Origin of the sequence: Paenibacillus sp. PAMC 26794 (assembly GCF_000316035.1) — a bacterium.
Classification (GTDB): Bacteria; Bacillota; Bacilli; order Paenibacillales; family Paenibacillaceae; genus Paenibacillus.
The window spans coordinates 357,250-380,443 of sequence record NZ_ANHX01000011.1; the positions used below are offsets into that span (position 1 = coordinate 357,250).

20 protein-coding genes are annotated in these 23,194 nt (G+C 46.3%); 16 read left to right on the forward strand and 4 right to left on the reverse strand.

What is annotated here, in order from left to right; genetic code table 11:
• Window positions 1–34: 34 nt before the first annotated feature.
• From D829_RS0106900 to D829_RS0106950, 11 genes are all read left to right on the forward strand, one after another.
• Entirely contained in the window at window positions 35–628 is a 594-nt protein-coding gene (locus D829_RS0106900) for a C39 family peptidase (protein ID WP_017688129.1), read from the forward strand.
• A 317-nt stretch (window positions 629–945) separates the two neighbouring features.
• Window positions 946–2,058 (forward strand): collagen-like protein, encoded by a 1,113-nt coding sequence (locus tag D829_RS0106905; RefSeq protein ID WP_017688130.1) that lies wholly within the window; start codon window positions 946–948, stop codon window positions 2,056–2,058.
• 221 nt (window positions 2,059–2,279) lie between these two features.
• Window positions 2,280–2,720, forward strand: a complete 441-nt coding sequence (locus tag D829_RS0106910; RefSeq protein WP_017688131.1) for a hypothetical protein — start codon at window positions 2,280–2,282, stop codon at window positions 2,718–2,720.
• Window positions 2,721–2,929: 209 nt separating this feature from the next.
• The gene (locus tag D829_RS0106915; protein WP_017688132.1) at window positions 2,930–3,322 is read left to right on the forward strand and encodes a DUF2500 domain-containing protein; all 393 of its coding nucleotides are present in this window, start codon (window positions 2,930–2,932) and stop codon (window positions 3,320–3,322) included.
• A gap of 147 nt (window positions 3,323–3,469) precedes the next feature.
• The gene (locus D829_RS0106920; protein ID WP_017688133.1) at window positions 3,470–4,219 is read left to right on the forward strand and encodes a glucose 1-dehydrogenase; all 750 of its coding nucleotides are present in this window, start codon (window positions 3,470–3,472) and stop codon (window positions 4,217–4,219) included.
• A 204-nt stretch (window positions 4,220–4,423) separates the two neighbouring features.
• Complete coding sequence (locus tag D829_RS0106925) at window positions 4,424–6,109, forward strand: hypothetical protein (protein WP_152416959.1); 1,686 nt, start codon at window positions 4,424–4,426, stop codon at window positions 6,107–6,109.
• 160 nt (window positions 6,110–6,269) lie between these two features.
• Window positions 6,270–6,692 carry a cell wall hydrolase gene (locus D829_RS0106930; protein ID WP_026081043.1) on the forward strand — a complete coding sequence of 141 codons (423 nt, stop codon included), beginning with the start codon at window positions 6,270–6,272 and terminating at the stop codon, window positions 6,690–6,692.
• 159 nt (window positions 6,693–6,851) lie between these two features.
• Window positions 6,852–7,253: a spore coat protein GerQ gene (gene gerQ, locus D829_RS0106935; RefSeq protein ID WP_085981440.1), complete on the forward strand. Its 402-nt coding sequence runs from the start codon at window positions 6,852–6,854 to the stop codon at window positions 7,251–7,253.
• Between the two features lie 222 nt (window positions 7,254–7,475).
• On the forward strand, window positions 7,476–9,059 hold the full coding sequence (locus D829_RS0106940) for a sigma-70 family RNA polymerase sigma factor (RefSeq protein ID WP_017688137.1): 1,584 nt from the start codon (window positions 7,476–7,478) through the stop codon (window positions 9,057–9,059).
• Window positions 9,060–9,430: 371 nt separating this feature from the next.
• Complete coding sequence (locus D829_RS0106945) at window positions 9,431–10,747, forward strand: hemolysin family protein (RefSeq protein ID WP_036660345.1); 1,317 nt, start codon at window positions 9,431–9,433, stop codon at window positions 10,745–10,747.
• 310 nt (window positions 10,748–11,057) lie between these two features.
• Window positions 11,058–11,570: a hypothetical protein gene (locus tag D829_RS0106950; RefSeq protein ID WP_017688139.1), complete on the forward strand. Its 513-nt coding sequence runs from the start codon at window positions 11,058–11,060 to the stop codon at window positions 11,568–11,570.
• 2 nt (window positions 11,571–11,572) lie between these two features.
• Here the strand turns inward: D829_RS0106950 and D829_RS32355 are convergent, their stop codons facing one another.
• The 4 genes from D829_RS32355 to D829_RS0106970 all read right to left on the reverse strand — a co-directional run bounded on the left by D829_RS32355 (window position 11,573) and on the right by D829_RS0106970 (window position 15,897).
• On the reverse strand, window positions 11,573–12,526 hold the full coding sequence (locus D829_RS32355; protein ID WP_017688140.1) for a hypothetical protein: 954 nt from the start codon (window positions 12,524–12,526) through the stop codon (window positions 11,573–11,575).
• Window positions 12,504–13,094, reverse strand: a complete 591-nt coding sequence (locus D829_RS0106960; protein ID WP_017688141.1) for a sigma-70 family RNA polymerase sigma factor — start codon at window positions 13,092–13,094, stop codon at window positions 12,504–12,506. Before D829_RS0106960 ends, D829_RS32355 begins: the two co-directional genes overlap by 23 nt.
• A gap of 247 nt (window positions 13,095–13,341) precedes the next feature.
• A complete protein-coding gene (locus D829_RS0106965) occupies window positions 13,342–14,574 on the reverse strand; it encodes an aminopeptidase (RefSeq protein WP_017688142.1) in 1,233 nt (410 codons plus the stop codon).
• A gap of 90 nt (window positions 14,575–14,664) precedes the next feature.
• Window positions 14,665–15,897 carry an aminopeptidase gene (locus D829_RS0106970; protein ID WP_017688143.1) on the reverse strand — a complete coding sequence of 411 codons (1,233 nt, stop codon included), beginning with the start codon at window positions 15,895–15,897 and terminating at the stop codon, window positions 14,665–14,667.
• A 240-nt stretch (window positions 15,898–16,137) separates the two neighbouring features.
• Between D829_RS0106970 and D829_RS0106975 the strand changes: the two genes are divergently transcribed.
• From D829_RS0106975 to D829_RS0106995, 5 genes are all read left to right on the forward strand, one after another.
• Complete coding sequence (locus D829_RS0106975; protein WP_017688144.1) at window positions 16,138–16,404, forward strand: hypothetical protein; 267 nt, start codon at window positions 16,138–16,140, stop codon at window positions 16,402–16,404.
• A gap of 180 nt (window positions 16,405–16,584) precedes the next feature.
• On the forward strand, window positions 16,585–17,394 hold the full coding sequence (locus D829_RS0106980) for an MBL fold metallo-hydrolase (protein ID WP_017688145.1): 810 nt from the start codon (window positions 16,585–16,587) through the stop codon (window positions 17,392–17,394).
• A gap of 168 nt (window positions 17,395–17,562) precedes the next feature.
• Entirely contained in the window at window positions 17,563–18,573 is a 1,011-nt protein-coding gene (locus D829_RS0106985; RefSeq protein ID WP_017688146.1) for an aldose 1-epimerase, read from the forward strand.
• A gap of 132 nt (window positions 18,574–18,705) precedes the next feature.
• On the forward strand, window positions 18,706–20,094 hold the full coding sequence (fumC, locus tag D829_RS0106990; RefSeq protein ID WP_017688147.1) for a class II fumarate hydratase: 1,389 nt from the start codon (window positions 18,706–18,708) through the stop codon (window positions 20,092–20,094).
• A 177-nt stretch (window positions 20,095–20,271) separates the two neighbouring features.
• Window positions 20,272–23,016 (forward strand): CHASE3 domain-containing protein, encoded by a 2,745-nt coding sequence (locus D829_RS0106995; RefSeq protein ID WP_017688148.1) that lies wholly within the window; start codon window positions 20,272–20,274, stop codon window positions 23,014–23,016.
• Window positions 23,017–23,194: the final 178 nt, after the last annotated feature.

Here is a 23,194-nt window from a genome sequence, read left to right on the forward strand (position 1 = left end):
AAAGACATCTTGATGAAGCGAAGGAGGTCATGTATTGTTTCTCAATGTATTACTTTGGTTGATTATTCTCTGGGTGATCTCCCTTTATTTCAGTTTTCCTAAGAAAGATCGCATGTACACAGTCAGTGTGCCAAGCACATATTACATTCAATCTTCAAATCGGTTGGATATTCAGAAAAACTACGAATGCGCTGCATTTTCGAGTGCGTTCGTCTTGAGACATTTCGGTTTGGAGTCCAACGGAACAAAGATTTATGAAACCTATCCTCGCAAATTACTGGATGGAACCGTATATCCCAAAGCGGTCGTTGTTTTTTTCAGGAAGCTAGGATATCAGGCAATGTACTTACGAGGAAATGTGAACACGTTGAAGAAGCAGATCAGCCAAGGGGTGCCAGTTATTTTATTTATTAGAGTACATCCCAAACAACGTTATTTGCATTTTGTTCCCGTCGTTGGCTATGATGAAACACATTTTTACTTGGCAGAATCGTTAGATCACAAGATTAATTGTGATGAAGAATATTACAATCGAAAAATCAGCATTAGTGAACTGAACACGTTATGGAGGTCATGGTTGCCCTTTTGTCAAAACTCATATATCGTCGTACACCCGATGCAGATTTAAGACGGCCCTCTTTCAAGGGGCATGATATATTGGCTTTGAACGAACTAATAGGCTTTGTTCGGAACGTCTGCGTGGTTAAATCCTGCAACTCATGCCCAAATGGCATGAGTTTTTTTGTGAACAAGTCTCCTCATGTAAATCAACTCGCTTGAATCGATGATTATGAACAAAATAGATCAAACGTATAGGCAGTTGCTACTAATTTTATTGTTTTACCTGATAATTAGCGGAGTTTTTAGTTAAAATGGTTGTTCGTCCACGCATCTATTCATCTACATACGTACGTTAAACTATGTCTATAGGGAGGTGTCCACACTGTGAGTCATTCAGAAGTGAAGAAACGTATGAAGAGAAAAAAGGCAACAGTATGTCCATGTAAAGTTAAAAGAAAAGACCGCCGATTGAAAGTGGTTAAAAAGTTCGTTCAAGTAAAATGTCCGCCTCCAGAAGTAAATATATCTACCCCTACTGTTGTTGGTCCAACAGGACCACAAGGTACACAAGGCGTACAGGGTATCCAAGGTAAACAAGGGGTTGAAGGACCACCAGGAGCTCAAGGACCAGCGGGGGGGCCACCTGGACCACAAGGGCCCCAGGGACAGCCTGGTCCTGCTGGAGCGGTAGGTTCTCAAGGTCCGGTCGGACCTGCTGGACCTATGGGAGCGCAGGGGATTCCGGGAGAAGCAGGGGCTGTAGGGCCACAAGGTCCGCAAGGTAATCCCGGACCTGCCGGAGCAATTGGACCTCAAGGTTTTCCAGGAGCTGTTGGGCCGACGGGTGCGACAGGAGCAGCAGGAGCGGTAGGCGCTGCTGGAGCAGTAGGCCCGGCAGGCCCAGCCGGTGCAACAGGAGCGGTAGGCGCTGCTGGAGCAGTAGGCCCGGCAGGCCCAGCTGGTGCAACAGGAGCGGTAGGTACTGCTGGAGCAGTAGGCCCGACAGGTGCGACAGGAGTAGCAGGTCCCGCTGGAGCAACGGGAGCTACAGGTGCAACAGGGGCAGCCGGAAGCGTACTTGGATTCGCTGACTTTTTCGCACTGATGCCACCTGATAATGCTGCAACGGTTGCTCCCGGTACAGATGTAAGTTTTCCTCAGGATGGGCCGACAAGTGGAACAACTATCGCACGCACAGGGCCTAGTTCCTTCAATCTGGCAGCCATTGGTACGTATCAGATTTTGTTCCAGGTGAGCATCAATGAAGCGGGTCAATTAATCTTAACCCTCAATGGGGCAGATCTGGCTTTCACAGTAGTTGGGCGAGCAACGGGAACGTCTCAGATTGTTGGTATGGCTTTGGTTCAGACAACCGTGATTAATTCTATTCTGACCGTGCGGAACCCGGCTGGTAATGCTACAGCATTAACAATCACGCCACTTGCGGGCGGAACTAGACCTGTATCCGCACATCTTGTGATCACACAATTAGCATGAGTCCGTTAACAGGCTAGCAAACTCTCCTTAACTTTATTAAATATGCATCCACAACGGTAACATGGGTTTGCTTGAACTGAGATAGCAGTGTTTTACCTGAGGCTGTTATCTCAGTTGGAGCGGATAATGGTACAGGAGTAACTACATATCGGATACCCTTTTTGTTTTGTGAGGAATGGTGAAAACGTCACTATAAATTTTTTTCAGAACAGGATCTGGCTGTGACGAAGACCGACAGTGAGGATAAGATTACGTATGGAATGAGTCAGGAAGAGGTGGAGAAAATCCTCGGTGCGGGAACATCAACCAGTGTGGGTCAATCCTATCAATACAATAACGGGATTACGATTGGCTACAGGGATAGCAAAGTCGTTAGTATCATCTTGAATAAGGACTCGAAAGGTTACTTTAAGACGGCTCGCGGGGCAGAGGCGGGGATGACACATCAAGAGATTCTCGATCTGTATGGCAAGGAACATGTTTTGGTTGAATCTGAACGTAATATTGATTATGCCTATCATATTCAGAAGGAAACATTCCTGGATGAGAAGTCGCTGCAAGCGGAAAAAGATGATTTGGCTATCTATCGTGCATCGTTTATGCTGACAAAAGAGGGACAGGTTATATTGTTGGATCAACGATTTGCAACAACCTTTAAGTAAAACAGGGCTGCTAGGCAGCAGGGTATTAGATAATGAGATAGTACTTATTTTCGTATAAAGCAACCCTTCGGTATTCTGCCGGAGGGTTTTTCCCTTCACACCGTTCGATTTCAATCCGGATAACAAGTTCTTTGTTTAAGTGCATATACATTTACAGGAGACGGGTCAAGACTCCGGCTGTCCTAAGTTGTATGAACGGAGGGAGAGACATGGGCATTGAATCATCCTGGATGTTTGATTTGTTTGGAACCGTCTTTCCGGTTGTATTTGTTCTGATTATAGGTATAGTCCTTCTGTCGATGGGAAAGGAGGTATGGAGGTGGGGACGCAACAACTCGGAGCCGCTATTGACCGTGCCTTCACGAATCACCAGCAGACGGATGAAGATGAGTCAGTCGCAATCTGAACCGGGCAGTACAGCACGAACGTTATACTACGTCACCTTTGAAGTAGAAAGTGGAGATCGGCTCGAATTCAAAGTCAATGGCGAAGAGTATGGTTTGTGCGCTGAGGGGGATGAAGGACGGCTCTCGTTCAAAGGAACACGTTATGTAGGCTTCGAGCGATATAATCGCGTATATTCTGAACGCCTACGGGGTTAAACTGAGCAGCTTGCGCCAGAATGGCGTGAGCTTTTTTTGATTATTTGCTGGACAAGCGTTTCTTAATGGGCCTAACGTGTTTTTATATAAGAAGAGGCTTAATGAGATTATGATCAAAGGATCATTACCATAGAGGAGGCAATCAATATGTCATTTACAGATCAGGTCGTTGTTGTAACCGGGGCCGCTCAGGGAATAGGACGAAGTGTGGCTGAGGCTTATGCAGTCGCCGGGGCCAAAGTTGTACTTGCTGACTACAAGGAAGCAGAAGGGGCGGCAGCTGCAGCTTCCATTCGTAATGAAGGCGGAGAAGCCATCTTTGTCCAATGTGATGTTCGGAGCGAGCAGGATATTACGAATCTTTTTCGTACAACCGTGGAAGAATTCAAGCAAATTGATGTTCTGGTGAATAATGCAGGACTCGCCAAATGGAAATCACCCTATGAGCTGACGCTGGAAGAATGGGACGATGTGCTCAATACCAATGTGAGAAGTTGCTTTTTGGCGAGTCGGGAAGCAGCCAAACATATGAAAAGCAATGAACATGGAGGTGCCATTATCAACATGGCTTCTACTCGTGCGCTGATGTCTGAGCCGGATACCGAAGCTTATGCCGCATCCAAAGGAGCGATTGTAGCTCTGACGCATGCGCTGGCGGTCTCACTGGGCAAAGACCAAATTCGGGTCAATTGTATCAGTCCGGGATGGATTGAGACAGGTGACGTGGAGAAATTGAAAAAGGAGGATCATGAACAGCATCCCTCCGGTCGTGTGGGTGTTCCTTCGGATATCTCCCGTGCTTGTTTATATTTGTCTGATCCAAGCAATACCTTTGTCACAGGGACCAACCTCGTTATTGATGGAGGCATGACCCGAAAAATGATATATGAGGACTAGAACCGGGATTGAACCGGGCGAGCCCTAAGCTGTCCCAACTTAAGAGTGATAAGCCCAAGTTAAGCACTTGGGCTTATTTGTTTTTAATAACTCGGTTGCTATAATAAATGTGATTTTACAACAGTAGAGGAATGGAGGGAGTATATGTTCGGGAAACAATCCCGGAAGGTATTTTGGCTGTTACTGCTGATCGGAGGGATGATAATGATATGGAATGAGTCACCTGCTGAAGCTGACGGCGCAGATATACGGGCGGCCTGGGTATGGCAGGCACAGTCTGTTAGCAACGGAGATGAGCTGTTGGCCAATGCAGCTAAACATAAGATAAACAGGCTGTACGTGAATGTAGACATGACGCTGTCCAAAGAGGTATACCAGACGTTTATAGCCAAAGCAAGCCGTGCAGGTATTGCGGTTGAAGCGCTGGGAGGTGATCCATCCTGGGCACTCAGTGGTCGTGAAGGCCCCATGCTCAGATTAGCGTCGTGGGTAAGTGATTACAATCAAGCTGCTGAGCCCAACGAGCAATTTGATGCCATACATCTGGATATCAAGCCCTACGTGTTACCAGCTTGGAAAGAAGATGCCAAGCCACTGGTACAATCCTGGGTAGCCAATATGAATCTGTTATTTGAGCAAGTGAGACAGGATGGCGCAGTTGCAGTGAATATTGACCTGCCATTTTGGCTGGATTCCTATACCGTCACAGGAAATAGAGTTTCTGAGGATGCAGATAACGAACCATTGTCACGTTGGTTCATTGAACGAGTGGAGCATGTCACTTTACTCGCTTACCGTGATAACGCACAAGGGAACAATGGTATCATACGTTTAATTGAACAGGAAATGAACTGGGCCGATGCCAGCAATGTGAGCGTCACGGTTGGGTTGAACACCAAGCCAATGCCTGGCGAGGAGTTCACGACATTTGCCGGGAAAGGTGCAGCACAACTGGAAAGCGTTATTGAAGAAGTTGCCTCAGCATTCAGCGGACATAGTTCCTACGCAGGTTCTGCAGTACATGACATCGTATACTGGGGACAACTGGAGCCGTCAGAACTGCCATCACCGGAGATTCCATCCAATCAGCCAGAGATTCGGGGAACGTATATCTGGGAGGCCTCTCAGGTGACGCATGACGGCGGAGAGCACATACTAGCGTTTGCTAGAGAGCAGAATATTAACTGGTTGTATGTGCGGTTAGATCTGGATCAACCCTATTCCAGTTATCGCAGTTTTGTGAAACGGGCAAAAGCGCAGGGCATTGAGATCCATGCGATGGGTGGACACCCCATCTGGGGCAAAAAGGAGAATCGTCCACGCATTCAGCGATTGATTGATTATGTGAAAAACTATAATGCTGAATCCGAGCCGGATGAACGATTTGAAGGCATCCATCTGGATATTGAGCCTTACACATTGCCGGAGTGGGAGAATAGTCGGGACACCCTGTTGACCGAATGGGCTGCCAATATTACATTTTTCCAGGAAGAAACAAAGAAGGACAGTGATCTCGAAACAAGCGCAGACCTTGCTGTATGGCTGGATAGCTTCGCGTTGCCAGGAAAGGATACATCTGTGGCTGAATTTATGATCCGTACACTCGATCATGTGTCGCTGATGGCCTTCCGTAACAACGCCGAAGGTTCCAATGGGATTGCTGCTGTTGTGAGTCAGGAGATGGAGATCGCGGATCGTTTGGGAAAAAGGTTGATGATTTCGGTCGAAATGAAGCAGAACCATGAAGGTCCTCATATTTCCTTTTATGAGAAAGGGGCAGCGGAGATGGAACTTCAGCTTGCCAAGCTTCCGGATCTGCTGGCCGAACATCAGGCTTACCAAGGCAACATTGTTCATGCCTATGATTATTGGATTGAAGCCAAGCCCTGAACAGGCGAGTATTATAAGAAACGAGTTGCTTCGGGACTTCACCTTGGGTGAGGTTCCGGGCTTTTTTTTATGGAAAAAAGATGGAATCGTGTCACCGAATGGGCTCCTGCACAATACGATGTACGGAGATGAACAGCTGAAACAAGGGAGGAAACAGACTATGGCTGTTATTAAAGCCAACTCAGAGGACGTCAAGCTGCTGGCTAGGCTCATGAGGGCAGAGGCTGAAGGTGACGGCGAACAGGGTATGTTGCTTGTGGGCAATGTAAGTGTGAACCGGGTGCTGGTGGATTGTCTGGACTTTAAGGATATTCGCGATATCAATCGTATGGTATTCCAGAATCCAGGAGGCTACGAGTCAACACAGAAGGGGTACTTTTACCAACGGGCAAGACAGTCCGAGATTCGTCTCGCACAACGGGTGATTAATGGAGAGCGCTTCTGGCCTGCCAGCAATTCATTGTGGTTCTTCCGACCTGTGGCCGAGTGTCCGGAAACGTGGTATGACCAGCAAAATACAGGACGTTTCAAAGCGCATTGTTTCTTCAGTCCTTCAGGCGAAGACTGTCCGGAAGTATATTAAATTTGGGGAGGAATCATCATGATTAATCAGCCTTATCAACCAACAACTCAAACACTGGGTCAGCAAGCGAATTCCGTGTTGGGTCAGCAAGCGAATTCCGTGTTGGGTCAACAAGCCAATTCTCAGGTTCAAGGTACGTCTTACAAAATCGGTAACGGAATGCCTGCCATGTCACCAACGCCAGGGATGGTGTCCCCAAGCTCCACAAGTGTACCCCCACTCGTATCCAGTGGAAGCCCAATGACACCAACGGGTGCAGTGATTACAACAACGGCTCCACAGTTTGAGCAGTCATACATTGAGAATATTTTACGTTTGAATCTCGGGAAATTCGGTACGTTCTACATGACATATGAGGGCAACAAAGAATGGAACGCTCGTATATTCCAAGGTATTATTGAAGCAGCGGGCCGTGATCATATTATCATCAGTGACCCGAAGACAGGAAGAAGGATCATGCTGTTGATGGTCAACTTCGACTATGCTACATTTGATGAGCCGTTGTTGTATCAATATCCTGGAGTGGTAGGCAATTACCCGCAAGCTCCAAGCAGATTTTAATTGGCGCTTCACGATTTCAATTGATATTTGACATGTCTAACACATAGTGAATTGCAGGCTGTCCCGAATGTGGAGGTTATCCGCAAACGGGGCAGCTTTTTACATAAGCATATATACTAAGGTTACTATAGGTTTAGAGTCATACGTAACCTTTTGGCGATAACATGGCACTTATACATGAACAGAACAAGCAGCATGCTTATATGAAGGGAGTCCATAGCATTGAATTCATGGATTGAAGGAGCGATGAAGGGCGAACCCGAAGCTTACGCACAACTGATGTCTCAATATCGCGGGATGGCACTTGCTGTTGCCTACCACCGACTGGGGGATACATTTTGGGCAGAAGATGTCGTTCAGGAAGCATTTACTGAAGCCTTTGGCAATCTGTCCAAGCTGGAAGCTCCTGAGGCTTTTCCCGGGTGGTTCAAGGTGATTGTGGAGAGGCAGTGTTATCGCTGGCTAAGACGCAAGCAGCATACCATGATTCCAGTTCAGGAGCTGGAGCATGTATTCCATGAAGAGGATCAGGCGCATGATCCGGAAAAACAAGCGGTGCAAAATGAAATGCATCGTACGCTGCGTGATTCTATCTCAATACTGCCATCATCGATGCGGATTGCTGTTGAACTGTTTTATTTGGAAGGATACTCGCTCAAGGAAATATCGGATTTCCTCGGGGTGAAGGTACCTGCATTAAAGAAAAGACTGTTCGATGCCCGATCCAAACTTAAGCGCTCTATGCCAGTAAGGGATCTGGTCTCTGTATTCAGTGACTTGTATGAAGGGGGAAAAGGATTGTTACACATTATGAATGGGGATCACGCTGCCAATCGTTTAAGAGAGAGTGGAATTCAGGGAGACATCCTGGTATGGAGAGAGTTGTACACGTTTGGCCCGGTAGCCAAAGAGATGGGGGTTACGAAGGAGCGGCAGAATCGGGCATCCGTGTTAGAGCAGCAGTTGGGCATTCCACAGGCGGAATACTTGAAGATTGAGGAGCTTGAACGCAAGTTGCATTCGTTTCAACAATATAAGGAAATTGTCTTATGGTTCGAATACGATCTCTATGATCAGACGATGTTATCTTATCTATTGCATTATTTCAGAGGACAAGCACTCCAGAATACGAAACTGAATCTGCTCTGCATTGACTCGTATCCAGAGATTGAGCACTTTAGAGGACTCGGACAGCTTACCTCCACACAGATTGAACGTCTGTCCGGCAGTTGGCATGTGATTGAGAAAAACGAGTTACAAGCCGGTGCACAGTTCTGGGAAGCCTATACGTCGACTGATTTCCGGCATCATCTGGATTACTTGCAGGCAGATACTTCTGCGCTACCCTTTGCGAAAGCTGCCTTTAAGGCACATTTGTCCCGGCTGCCATCTGTATCGAACGGTCTGGGACTCATTGAGCAGACAACACTGGAGACTATTAGAGCAGGTGTGGAGCATCCGTATCCATTATTTCGCGAGGTAGGAGACAAGCTGCATATTCTCGGAATGGGTGATCTTGAATACTGGGCACATCTGAGGCGGATGACAGAAGGACCTCATGCTCTACTTCAGATGAGCGGTGCAACCACTTTCCCTAATTTCAAGCAGCATGATGAAAAATTCCGTGACGGAGTCCTGTCGCTAACGGAACTCGGAATTCAGGTGTTGAATGAAGAAGTCGATTGGGCACTGCTGAAGCAGGATGAATTCTGGATCGGTGGATTGCATAACGCAAGAGGGAAACAAGCCAGATGGCGCTGGAACCCCGCTTCGGAAACCGTAGTGGAGATTGAGTCTACATCGTAATTAGCGGATAGAATCTGAGAAAATAACAGTATTGCAAAAAGAGAGTATCCAGCCATGCGGAAGCATGAGCGAGGATACTCTCTTTAGTTTGGTTAGATCATTGTTGGCGAAATGTTAAAAAACAGCGTAATCGAGACTTTTGTTAAAGAAAAAAGGCGTTTGTGCCATTTCGTTGTCATAGGACACGGATTGACTGTGTAGTGTAGAATTATATAATAAAAGAAGCATATCTTTATTATTCGACAGAACAAGGTGGAGGTGGAAGCATTGGGAAGTTGAAATTGCATATGAGCGGCAGAATGGCAAATATCCTACATTTTCGAAGGAGGTGGACCTATTTGCCGAAGAATGACGGCGAATAGGATGAAAATTTGAGTGACCCCTTACCGAGTATTTTAAATTTAGTAATAATTGGTTTACTTGTATTAATGAATGGTTTCTTTGTGTCGGCGGAATTTGCGATGGTGAAAGTTCGTGGAAGTCGGATTGAGGCTTTGGTGGAAACAGGCAACAAAAATGCCATCTATGCTTCCAATATCGTACGTAATCTGGATGCATATCTGTCAGCTTGCCAACTAGGTATAACTTTGGCTTCACTGGGACTCGGGTGGCTGGGAGAACCGGCAATTGCACATCTGTTAGAGCCCGTGTTTACCGCATTTGGACTGGGACCAGTCTACGTTCATGGAATCTCTATTGCCATTGCATTTGTGATTATTACGATCTTGCACATTGTACTGGGAGAACTTGCCCCCAAAACGATGGCGATTCGAAAGTCTGAGACGATCACGTTGTGGTCTGCGGCTTTGCTAACGTTCTTCTACAAGTTAATGTATCCATTCATATGGGCACTGAACGGTATGGCTAACGGCTTGTTGAGACTGTTCCGAATAGCACCAGCTTCGGAGATTGACTCGGCACATAGCGAAGATGAAATACGTATTCTGATGAAAGAAAGCAATAAGAGCGGTTTAATTGATAACACTGAATTAGCACTTGTTGATAATATATTTGATTTTACGGATACAACCGCCCGTGAAATTATGATTCCGCGGACGGAGATGATCTGTCTGAATGCCAATGAGTCCATGCTGGAAAATCTGGAGATTGCCAGCGAGAGTATGCGAACAAGGTATCCGGTATATAACGGAGACAAGGATCATATTATCGGCTTTATTCACATTAAGGATCTGATGCGATCCCAACTCACGGATACCATCTCCGTAATCCGGCCCATCCTGGCTGTGCCAGATACCACGCTGATTAGTGATCTGCTGAAGCGAATGCAGCGTAGCAAGACACAGATTGCGATTCTGATTGATGAATACGGCGGAACCTCCGGGCTTGTCACACTTGAAGATATCATGGAAGAGATCGTAGGCGAGATTCAGGATGAATTCGACCATGAGCGTCCTGCCATTGAACAAGTGGATGAGATGGAATACTCTATTGATGGATTGATGCTGATTGAAGAAGTCAGCGAACGATTCGGACTGGAGATGGATCGTGCCGATTACGATACCATCGGGGGCTGGTTATACTCCAGAGTAGATGCTATTCCACCTGAGGTCGGTCAATCGGTTGAGTATGGGGGTTATGTATTTGTCATTCAAGAGACAGAGCATAAGCGGATTTCCCGAGTAAATGTGATTAAGCTGGAACTATTGGTTGAAGAAGAAGGCGCGTAGCCAGATCGAAATTGTAACAGATGAAGCTGTATGGTGACGTAATGGTCATCGTACAGCTTCTTTGCATGCTCATGATTCTTTGGGTGCATGAATGACAACATCGGCGTAACGGCTCTCTGTGACGAAGCTATTCTTGATATACATACGGAATGGAGTAATTTAGGTTTCACAATGCTGGAGATGCAAGCGTAGACAAAAGACGCTGCCGACAGAAACATCGGAGCGTCTAATTTTTTTTGAAACCTGTCACCCGATCCGTCCGTTTATACCCTTACACAAAATCAAGTATGGAAGCGGAGGATGGATCAATATGCGGAAAATGAATAATAAGAGTGCAGCATCTATACTAAAAACAACCCTTGTTGCCTTGTTAATGGTGCCAACAATCCTGGCTATACCTACGTCCGAACCAGCCGTTGCAAGCCCGATGATCAATGTGTCCTCTGGTGCTCTTACAGCTCCGCCTCCGCCAGAACCATCCATCCATTCGCTTGCTAACACTCGAGAACTTGGACATATCTATCAAGCGGTCGGTGCAGTCATTCCTGGGGGTGGACTATCGGCTATCGTCAATACCAAGACCATGACATATACAGCAATGAAGACACTTTCCGTAGATTATCGACTTGAGCGCTGGACAGGAACAGCATGGGTAACTTTTAAAACGAATTCCAACAATGCAACGAATACAAACTTACTGAATGCCGCATCGGATTGGACCGTCATGCCAGGATATTATTATCGCGTTACCAGTATTCATACAGCGTATGATGGAAGTACCACGGAAACAAGCAAACATGTCTCTGGCACCGTGTTATTCTGATCTTATCGACGGGTGCTGCCGGGAAACTTCTGCTCTTGAAAATCGTTGGCAATAGCAGTCATTTCTTCTTCCGAAAGGGTGCCAAACAGACTCATATTGTTGGAACCCATCATCCACTGAAATGAGTTATAGGGTGGGCCGATATACATCAGTGCTTCCGAGCCATCCGCCAGCTTTACGGTGCTCATATCACGAAGCATGGCCCCTTCAATTTTCTCCCCAGGCATGACATGGACATAATCAAACTGGATGATCTCATCCTCTATGCTCTTGCCTTCACTGGTATATTGAACTCTCATTTGTGTGGACTCATAATAATCGTCTGGATTCACAGGGTTTTCAGTATCAAGCACGAGTTCGAATTTGACCTTGTTGAATCGCTCGGGAATGGCATTGGATAACAGAAAGTCACCCATGAACCCTTCGCGTGCGATCTCTTCCGTAACAAGTACTGGACGAAACAGATGGCTCGATAACTCATACGAAGGTGTATTAAGAGCTTCTTCTTCTTGTACTTTAAGAATGTCGTCTAAGCTGGTTTCCGGCGGTGGAGGCGTTTTGGCTGTTGACGGATCAGCCCCCAGTTGGGTCGTGCGATCCTCAATGATAATGGATTTCATGCCATTACCCCAATCTTTGATGGATTGCACAAAAGGGGATACCGCTTGCGTACCGGACGGCAGGCTGAAAATAACGGCTCCGATGGTCACGGACGCAGCTACGACGATTGTAAGTCGCAAGGTACGTATTCTTTTTTTACGTAAACCGATTCTGTTAATTTCCCTGTTTACCTTCTGCCAGGATTGCTGCATGGCTTCGGTATGGGAGGCGGAAGGGGCAGAGACGGCCTGATGGAAAGCTTCATCAAAAGCCAGGTCAAACGCAGCGTCGAAATATTCGTCTTCCAGCTCTGAATCGAATCGCTCCGCGTTTTTATCGGACTTGCCTTTGCTCAATGCTTCCACCCCATTCCTTATGTAATTTCTTCTTGATACTGCCACGGGCTCTGAACAAGCGTTGCTTCACAATGTCTTCGGAGGTATCCAGCAGTTCGGCCATCTCTCGGTAAGAGAGACCTTTTTTCCACCGTAACTCCACCAGTACACGATATTCCGGTTTGAGCTGTCTGAGATAATATTCAATGGACTCTTCCATCATCTGCGTTTCTACCATGCTTTCCACGGAAGCTGCCGTCTGATTCATCGTCTCCATATCTATAAAAACACTATCCGTATCCAATTGGTTACGGTTATTTTTATTTTTTCTCAGATAATTAATAGCTGTGTTCCGTGTGACAACCTTGAGCCAAGCTTTCAGTTTGACCTCGTCTTCAAAGATGGGTTTGTTTTTAATGATTTTGATAAAAGCTTCCTGAATAATATCTTCTGCTGCAGCACGCTCCTTGATGATATAAACGATAAGACCATGTACCATATTATAATATTCATAATACACTTCTTCTTGAAGTGCAGAGCCTAAATTATGGAAATCTGAGGCTAGTAATAACTGGAGCCGATTGGCCATGATGTTCTCCTTTCTGGTGAACAATCCACAAACATTGGTATCATTACATTTTACAACATAATATGGAAACGGTACAATGGGAGGTTGGTCCGGGAAAAACCAGATGAGGGAAGTGTGTATAACATGCGGGAAAGTTTGCTGAAAATTAATAAAAGGCTGTCTCGCCAACCATGAATTCATGGTTGCAAGACAGCCTTTTCGACTGTTCAGTGAAAATACATTACAGGAGATTACTCTCCGTAATCAGTTAGAATGCCCAGTCTCCCTTAAGGAAGATGGCTTCGCGTTCGCCGTTTGCCGTGATACCGTAAATGTCCGTCTCGGGAGAGCCCATCATGAAGTCCACGTGGGTGATGCTGGTGTTCATGCCGCGAGCTGCAAGCTCTTCAGGAGACATCGTTTTGCCACCTTCGATATTGAATGCATAGGAACTGCCAATCGCAAGATGGCACGACGCATTCTCATCATACAATGTAGTGTAATACAGGATACCACTCTCAGAGATCGGTGAATGGAAGGGAACCAAAGCGACTTCGCCGAGATAATGAGATCCTTCATCCATGGAAATGAGTCTTTCCAGCGTATCCTGACCTTCTTCAGCATGAAAATCAATGATGCGTCCGTTCTCAAATGTGAGTGAAAAACGATCAATGATACTGCCGCCATAGCTGAGTGGTTTGGTGCTGGACACCTTGCCGTTAACACCGTGCTTGGCTGGAGCAGTGAATACTTCCTCTGTCGGGATATTGGCGACAAAAGGGGTGCCTTGCTCATTCACGCTACCTGCCTGTGCCCAGATATGTCCTTCTGGAAGCTCAACGGTCAGATCCGTTCCTGGGGAGAGGAAATGTAATGCTTGATACTTCTTGTTGTTCAGGGCAACGGCTTTGGTCTCCAGTCGTTCAATATGCTGTTCCCAAGCCGTTACAGGATCCTCCAGATCGGCTCTCACTGCAGCAAAAATGACTTCCCACAGCTGGCTAACCTGCTCGGCTGCCGGGAGATCCGGGAATACTTTGGCTGCCCAATCGGGGGAAGGACAAGCCACACCCGTCCAGCTCATTTTATCCGCCTGTTGATACTGACGGTACTTGGCCATCGCCTGACCATATGTACGCTGATGGGTAGAGATCCGCTCCGGGTCAATACCTTTCATCAGGTCTGGGCTGGATGACAACACGGTCAGGAAGGCTGCATTATTGGCCGCCAGTTCTTCAAGCTCCGCTGCATGCCATTTCGGCGGCTCTTGGAAGGATTCCTCAGGGGCCAACTCAAACCGCAAACGATTGACGGTTTCATCTCCGTATTTTACAATAACCTGCTTGGCGCCAGCCTCATATCCCTTGCGTACCAGCAAACGTACGAATTCAGCGGTATCAATCATCGCACTGATGACAAATACTTGCCCTGGCTGCACGTTAGCACCTACTCTTACAGCAAGTTCAGCGTAACGATCCAGTTTTTGTTCAAAACTTAACATATGAGTTCCCTCCAATTGTTGAATTGTTGACCTGTTGACGCAGGAAAAGAGAGGAGTAATCTCCTCTCTCCTAAATCACATCAAACGGGATTAAAATGCCCAGTTTCCTTGCAGGAAGATCGGCTCTTCCGCGCCTTCGGAGGTCACGCCGTGGATGTTCATTTCTCCGGATCCAATCATGAAGTCTACATGAGTGAGACTGGAGTTCATGCCACGTTCAATCAACTCTTCTTTGGACATCGTTTTACCACCTTCCAGACAGAAGGCATAGGCATTACCAATCGCCAAATGGTTGGAGGCATTTTCATCAAATAGAGTATTGTAGAACAAAATATTGGTATCGGAAATTGGGGACTGATGTGGAACGAGGGCTACTTCACCCAGATAGTGTGCACCTTCATCCATCTCGATCAGGTTTTTGAGTGCATCGAGACCTTGATCGGCGGTATAGTCAACGATTCGGCCGTTCTCGAATGTTAGTGAGAAACCGTCAATCAGGTTGCCGCCGTAGCTCAGTGGTTTCGTGCTTCGCACTGTACCGTTAACACCCGTTTTCAGCGGAGCCGTGAATACTTCTTCGGTAGGCATATTGGCAATAAAGACATGTCCTTGCTCATTCACACTTCCACCGGATACCCAGATATGGCCTTCTGGAAGTTCGATGGTCAAGTCTGTGCCTGGAGCTGTATAGTGAAGCTTGTTGTATTTCTTGTTGTTCAGCAGATCAGCGCGGGAATCGAGATTTTGCAAATGGGTTTTCCATTCGGCAACAGCATCCTGTTCACCGATCCGTACTGTTTTGAAAATAACATCCCACAGGCGGTCCACTTGTTGTGCTTCCGGCAGGTCCGGGAACACTTTAGCTGCCCATTCCGGAGAAGGAACGGCTACGATAGACCAGCTGAATTTGTCAGCCATCTGATAAGAACGATATTTTTCGAGCGCTTTGCCGCGTACTTTTTGGTTAGTAATAATGCGTTCCTGAGCTACACCGTTCAGAAGATCCGGATTTTCAGCGATGACGTGCAGAATAGCGGCACCTTCTTCAACGAGTTCAGTCATTTCAGCTGCAAACCATTTCGGTTCAATGGAGAAGGCTTCATCAGGTGCAAGATCGTAATGAAGACGTGTAACGGTTTCATCGCTCCAGTTTACTTTGACCAATTTCGCACCTTTACCGTAAGCTGCTTTGACAATCAGTCGTACAAAATGTGCTGCCGAGATTGGAGCGTTAACCACGAGTGTCTGTCCAGGATGGACATTGACACCAACTTGTACAGCCAGTTCAGCATATTGCTGCAGATTCGTTTCAAAAGTATTCATGCTATTTTTTCCTCCAATGTGATAATAATATCGTAGCTTGTTGGCTATTATAGATGTTGTTCAAACACGTATTATAGTCCTCATTACAACGATGTAAGGACTCAGAATGGTTCCTTCATTGAATAAGGTATACGTTGCTACGTTATATATTGTACAATTAACCAATAATAATTACCAAACTAGGTTTACCAGAAATGTTGGAGACCGACTGTAGATGAAAGATTAAAGGAGAGAATGATTGTGAATATTGAAATTATAAGTGTTGAAATGCGCCGTGAAGGTGAAAAAGGGTACGTGGGAAATACCGTTTACCGCACAGAAGGCGAAAAGTCCGTGTATGAGATTACTTTCATGAGCAAGAACGGAAAAGACTGGGACTACAGCTTACATTTCACGGAGCAATCCGGTGATGAAGATGAGTTGCTTCGTATGGACGAGCTGCTTGAGAATGATGACGATCTGTACAATCAATTGCTCGATGCTGCATTGGAGGCATATCCGGCTTAACTAGCCGAGATATTCTTGTTCTATTGTGTCGTGTTGATGACTATACTAGACGGTGTATGCCCGAAACAGGGTGTATACCGTCTATTTTATTGGTTATGTTGAATAGATGATCCAGAAAAGGGAAGTCTACGAGATGAATGGAACCAGAGAGACAATCCGCCTATTGGGAGGTAACCGTGAATGGCATCTGACAATCTGATTACAGAAGGGTTGACGGGGCTTGAAGAAGTCGCGCCCGATATTCTCAGTTTGCGTACACTATTCGTTAATGTCGTGTTCATCGGAGAGCCAGGAAGCAGGAACTGGGTCCTCGTGGACACCGGAATGGCGAGGTTCACGGATCATATTGTTCAGGTTGCAAGCGAACGTTTTCAAGGTCCACCGTCTGCGATCATATTGACACATGGTCACTTCGACCATGTAGGAACCGTTATTGAGCTGGAACAATTTTGGGGTGTACCCGTGTATGCTCACCCGCTTGAAATTCCGTATTTAACGGGATTGAAAGATTACCCACCAGCGGACCCTTCTGTAGGTGGAGGTTTAATGTCCAGATTGTCATTCGCTTATCCCAATGAGGCAATCAATCTGGATGATCGGATATTCAGTCTACCCAAAGATCATTCCGTTCCAGGCGTATCGGGATGGGAATGGGTGCACACACCAGGTCATACACCCGGACATGTGTCACTATTTCGGAAAGCGGATCGTTTGCTGATTGCTGGAGACGCGATCATTACGGTGAAGCAGGAATCGCTGTGGAGTGTTTTGCTTCAGGACAAACAGTTGCATGGACCGCCGTCCTATTTCACAACCGATTGGCAGGCAGCACATCAATCTGTCCAGCATATAAGGCATCTGGAACCGAAACTTGCGATTACCGGGCATGGGCATGCCTTGAGCGGAGATATGCTGAGTGAATCCTTGAAGCGGCTTGATCTGGACTTTGAAGAGAGCACTGTGCCGGATCACGGCAAATATGTGGATTAATTGAACCCTGATATGAATGGTGACAGAGACAGCCGCAGCCGTTTGCAGCTGTCTTTTTTGTGGCTCAATCATGAATTTGTTCTCTATCATAGATTGGTATTTTGGGCTCGGGCATGATATAGTCGAGCCGTATAATATAACCTTAGTATGCAGGAGGTACATATAACGATGACACAGCAAAATGCAGCATTTGAAGAACAATTTGGAGGGATTCCGGCCGTTTGGCTTCGTTTTAATCAGTTTGAAGCGGCGGTTATTCCAAGCGTGGGTGCCAACCTCGTTGCTTTCCGTGATACAGAAAAGGGTTTCCGTTACTTGAGAGAGCCGAATCAGGATCAGATGGATGAATTTATGGCTGCACCTGCGGTCTATGGAATTCCGATTCTTTCGCCACCGAACCGTTATGAGGATGGACGTTTCCCCTGGAATGGTAAAGTCTATCAGTTGCCTGTGAACGAACCGACTACGGGTAACCATTTGCATGGATTTTTGCATGATACCGAGTGGAAGGTCGAGGGATACGGTTCTGATCAGCTGGAGAGTTATGTGTTGCTTAGTCAGGACGTGAAAGAAGGACATACATTCTATAAGTACTTGCCGTTTACGTTCACGGTGACGCTTCGTTACTCTTTGAGCAGCCAAGGACTTCAGCAGCAATTGATCGTCCGCAACAACGGGACTGAATATATGCCGAATTTGTTTGCATTCCACACGGCGATTGCTGTACCTTTTGCACCGGACAGTCAAGCCTCGGATTACACGGCCAAAGTTACGATTGGACAACGTCGTGAATTGAACGAGCGTTCTCTGCCAACAGGACAATTTCAACCGCTTACACCTGAGGAAGAACAATTGAAGAAAGACGGGGTAAGTCCGTTCTTTGCTGCCATGGATAATCATTACACTGCGGAGCCTCAGAATGGACGTAACTATATGGAACTTACGGATCACCGTACTGGAGACATACTGGTCTACGATGTGGGTACCTCCTACAAGCACTGGATGATCTGGAACAATAACATGGGTGGCGAATTCTTCTGTCCTGAACCACAGATGAACCTGGTTAACGCTCCTAATGTTGAAGGCATCCCTGCAGAAGAAATCGGATTGATCGGTCTGGAACCAGGTGAACTATTCGAACAGAGCAGCCGATTGTATCCCATTGCGTCACAAAAATAATTCACGCTCATTTTGAGCTACGCTTACAATTTTGTCAAAAAGGTGAAAACCTGCTCGTAAATCATGTATAATATGACGAGATACACAAGCTTTGTAGAGACCCAAACCATCTTTTTGGAGGAGGACAAGCAAGTGGAATACCGCATTGAGAGAGATACGTTAGGCGAAATGAAAGTACCAGCCGACAGGCTGTGGGGAGCTCAGACGCAGCGCAGCAAGGAGAACTTCCCGATTGGCAATGAACATATGCCGATGGAAGTTATCCGTGCCCTTGCCATTTTGAAAAAAAGTGCTGCGGCCAGTAACCATAAATTAGGTAAATTATCTGCGGCTAAGTCCGATGCTATTGCTTATGCAGCAGACGAGATCATTGCAGGCCGAATTGATGACCATTTCCCACTGGTAGTATGGCAGACGGGAAGCGGAACGCAATCCAATATGAACGTGAACGAAGTGATTGCCAATCTGGGGAACCAACTTCTGGAGCAAAAGGGCAAGGAAGAGCGTCTGCATCCAAATGATGACGTGAATATGTCCCAGAGCTCCAACGATACATTCCCAACGGCTCTGCATGTCGCAGGTGTTCTGGCTGTTGAGGATCAACTCTTGCCAGCCATTGCGGTATTAAAAGCTACTTTTGCAGACAAGTCGGAGGCATTCAAGGATATTATCAAGATTGGACGTACCCACCTCCAAGATGCAACACCAATTACGCTTGGCCAGGAGATCAGTGGTTGGGAAGCCATGCTGGGCAAGAGTGAGCGTATGATCCGTGAAAGTGTACAGTACCTGAAGGAGCTTGCGATCGGCGGTACAGCTGTCGGAACGGGCATTAATGCGCATCCGGACTTTGGTGACTTCACTGCCAAGGAGATTGGCAAGCATACGGGGAAAGATTTTGTATCTGCACCAAACAAATTCCATGCACTTACAAGTCATGATGAAGTTGTATATGCGCACGGTGCGGTTAAAGCGCTTGCAGCTGATTTGATGAAAATTGCCAATGATGTTCGCTGGTTGGCCAGTGGTCCTCGTAGTGGATTGGGCGAGATCCGTATTCCTGAGAATGAGCCAGGCAGTTCCATTATGCCGGGTAAAGTCAACCCAACTCAGAGCGAGGCCATTACTATGGTGGTTACGCAGGTCATGGGTAATGATGCAGCGATTGGTTTCGCGGCAAGTCAGGGTAATTTTGAACTGAATGTATTCAAACCGGTTATCATCTATAACTTCTTGCAATCCGTGCAACTCCTGGCGGACTCCATTATTGCGTTTAATGACAAGTGTGCCGTAGGCATTGAGCCTAACCTGGATCAGATTGAACATAATCTTAACAACTCGCTTATGCTGGTTACAGCGCTTAATCCGCATATTGGTTATGAGAATGCAGCCAAAATTGCGAAGCTTGCACATAAAGAAGGCTTGTCCTTGAAACAGGCGACGTTACAAACCGGCCTGCTTACCGAAGAGCAATTTGATCAATATGTCGATCCAGCCAAAATGATCGCTCCAAAGGCCTAAAATCAGCCATAATGAGCAATATAGATCAATGAAGAGGACGACCTGCAGAAGCAGGTCGTTTTTCTCATGCTTACCGATGAACTTAAAGCTTGTCAGACTATACGTATACATATAAACTACATATGCACCGTTTTAATTTAATTGAATGGGATACGTATATATTTGGAGGTTTCCGCGTTGTCAAAAACGAGAAGATTTACGATACGCTCCAAAATTTTATTTGGCTATCTTGTGGTTGTGCTTTTGTTTGGTGCTGTTCTGCTAGTGCTTACGGCCCAAATTAATGTGTTACAGAAGGAAAATGACTTTATCTCCCATCATGATCTGGAAGTACATAATCTGACCAACGCGATTGAAAAAAATGTCTTGAACATGGAGACAGGACAGCGTGGGTTCATGATTACAGGCAATGAAAGTTACTTGGAGCCTTATTCCCAAGGCCTATCCCAATGGAGTTCCAACTATAATCAGTTGAATGCTCTCATTAGCGATAATCCTTCACAGCAGCAGAGTCTGCAAAGCATCAAAGCTCATATTACACGCTGGATTGAGATCGCTGGGGAGCCGTCGGTGGACTTGAAAAAGCAAGGGGATCAAGCGAAAGTAGTTGCATTCTTTCAATCTGATCCGGGTAAAACTGAAATTGATCTACTGCGCTCTCAACTTACAACCTTTCGCAACACAGAGATCGCTCTGACCGAGGCGAGGGTTACTGAACTTGCCAGACGCAGCTCCACACTGCTGACGATTATGTACACGCTGTGGGGTATTATTGCAGCATTATCCATTGCAGCCGCGATTGTGATATCAGGAAATATCGTCAAAACGTTGCGAGATGTTATGCAGACTATCAGTGATATCTCCAAAGGTGGAAACCTGAAGCAGCGAATTCAGGTGCGGACACATGATGAAGTGGGAGACCTGGGCCACGAAACCAACAAATTACTTGATGAAGTACAGGAACAGAATCGGGTCAAGGACCAGATTACAGGGATTGCCACACTCTTACAGAACCCGACCAATCTGGAGGGATTGTCCCGCTTGTTCCTGAACGAGCTAGCCGTGTTGTTTGAAGTTCCATATAGCGTCTTATATTACTGGAAAGACAATCGACTGCTGCGCGTGGCTGCATATGCTGGGGATGGAGAGAAAGAACGTTCGCTCGGTAAAGTGTCGCTTGCCCCGGGTGAGGGGCTTGTAGGTCAAAGTGCTGTGGAGAAGCGAGTTTTACGCATGAATGATCTGCCCCAGAACTATATCCGAATCTCTTCGGGTCTCGGGTATACATCTGCCACATCACTTACTGTCGTACCGGTCCTCTTCGAAGGTAGAACGATTGCGGTAATCGAGCTTGCTTCAATGAAGCCGTTGCAAGAGAATGATATGAAGCTGATGCAAGAACTGACGGATATTTTTGGTGTTTCACTACACTCGACCGTCACTCGAATGGAGTTACAGCAATTATATGATGAGTCACAAGTTCTGAATGAAGAATTACAGACACAATCAGAGAAACTTCAGGCTCAGACCGAAGAAATGCTGTCTCAGACGGAGGAACTGCAGATGCAGACCGAAGAGCTTCATATGCTGAACGATCGTCTGGAAGTACAGAAGAGTGCTGCAGAGACATCAGCCAATGAACTTTCGGTTGTGGCGGATCAGTTACGAACGAGCTCGGGGTACAAATCCGAATTCTTGGCGAACATGTCCCACGAACTGCGGACACCGCTCAACAGCATGTTGATTTTATCTGAGATATTGTCTGAAAATAAAAATCAACACTTGAATAGTGAAGAGCAGAACTATGCTTCAGTCATTCACAAATCAGGAAAAGACCTGCTGAATCTGATCAATGATATTCTGGATCTATCCAAGGTGGAAGCCGGACAGATGGAAGTGGATTTCGATGATGTCTATCTGGGCAGTGTTCCTGAAGTCATGAACCAGTATTTCCTGAAAACAGCGGAACAGAAAAAAATGGATTTCCGGATTCAGCTCCAAAGTCCTTTACCGGAAACGATCGTGACGGATGAGATGAGATTGCATCAGATTCTCCGAAACCTGCTCTCGAACGCATTCAAGTTCACGAGTGAGGGTGAAGTTGCCTTAAACATCTCCAGAATGAGTCTGGCGAACCCTGAAGCGAAAGGCCAAGAGACAGACGTGATTGCGTTCTCCGTCAGTGATACTGGGATCGGGATTGCGGATAACAAACTCGTGCAGATCTTCGATGCTTTCAAACAGGCGGATGGAGCTACAGCACGTAAATACGGGGGGACCGGACTTGGCCTGTCCATCTCTCAATCGCTTGCGAATTTGCTGGGTGGTTCAATCTCGGCTACAAGTCGTGAGGGGCAGGGCAGCGTGTTCACGCTATTCCTGCCACTGCGAAGAGATGAACCTGAGACTATGAATGCATCGCGGTTGTTCCTGAATGAGGTGGCTACCACTACACCTGAGATCAATAAGCTTCCTTCAATGACTTCCGGACAATCGGATGTTTTATTGACATCTCTGGAAGAAGCGTTGCTCAGCGGACGCCAAGTACTTGTCGTTGATGATGATATACGTAATGTATATGCCCTGGCTAACGCCCTTGAGAAATACGGTATGAATGTCATCTCAGCCCAGAACGGGTACGAGTGTCTGGAATTGTTGGAGCGTGGAGGAGTCAAACCTGATATCATCATGATGGATATTATGATGCCGGAACTGGATGGTTATGAGACGACTCGCCAGATCCGTGAACGACTTGGCATGACCCAGCTTCCGATTATTGCACTGACAGCCAAAGCCATGAAAGAGGATCGGGAGAAATGTATTGCAGCAGGTGCTTCGGACTATCTCAGCAAACCGCTTAATATCAAAGATGTATTATCCCGTATGAAATTATGGATGAATCACGAAACAATGGAAATCTGATCTAAAAACCTATGCCGATTACAGGAAAGTACGCTGTAATTAGGTCATAGGTTTTATTTTTTTGCCGTGTAAGCTTTATTCCGGAATTTGATGTTATAATACTTAACAATAAACGAAATTAAATGGATGAATATAGATTTAATTAGAAGTATAATCCAGAATTAAGTATGTTGAAACG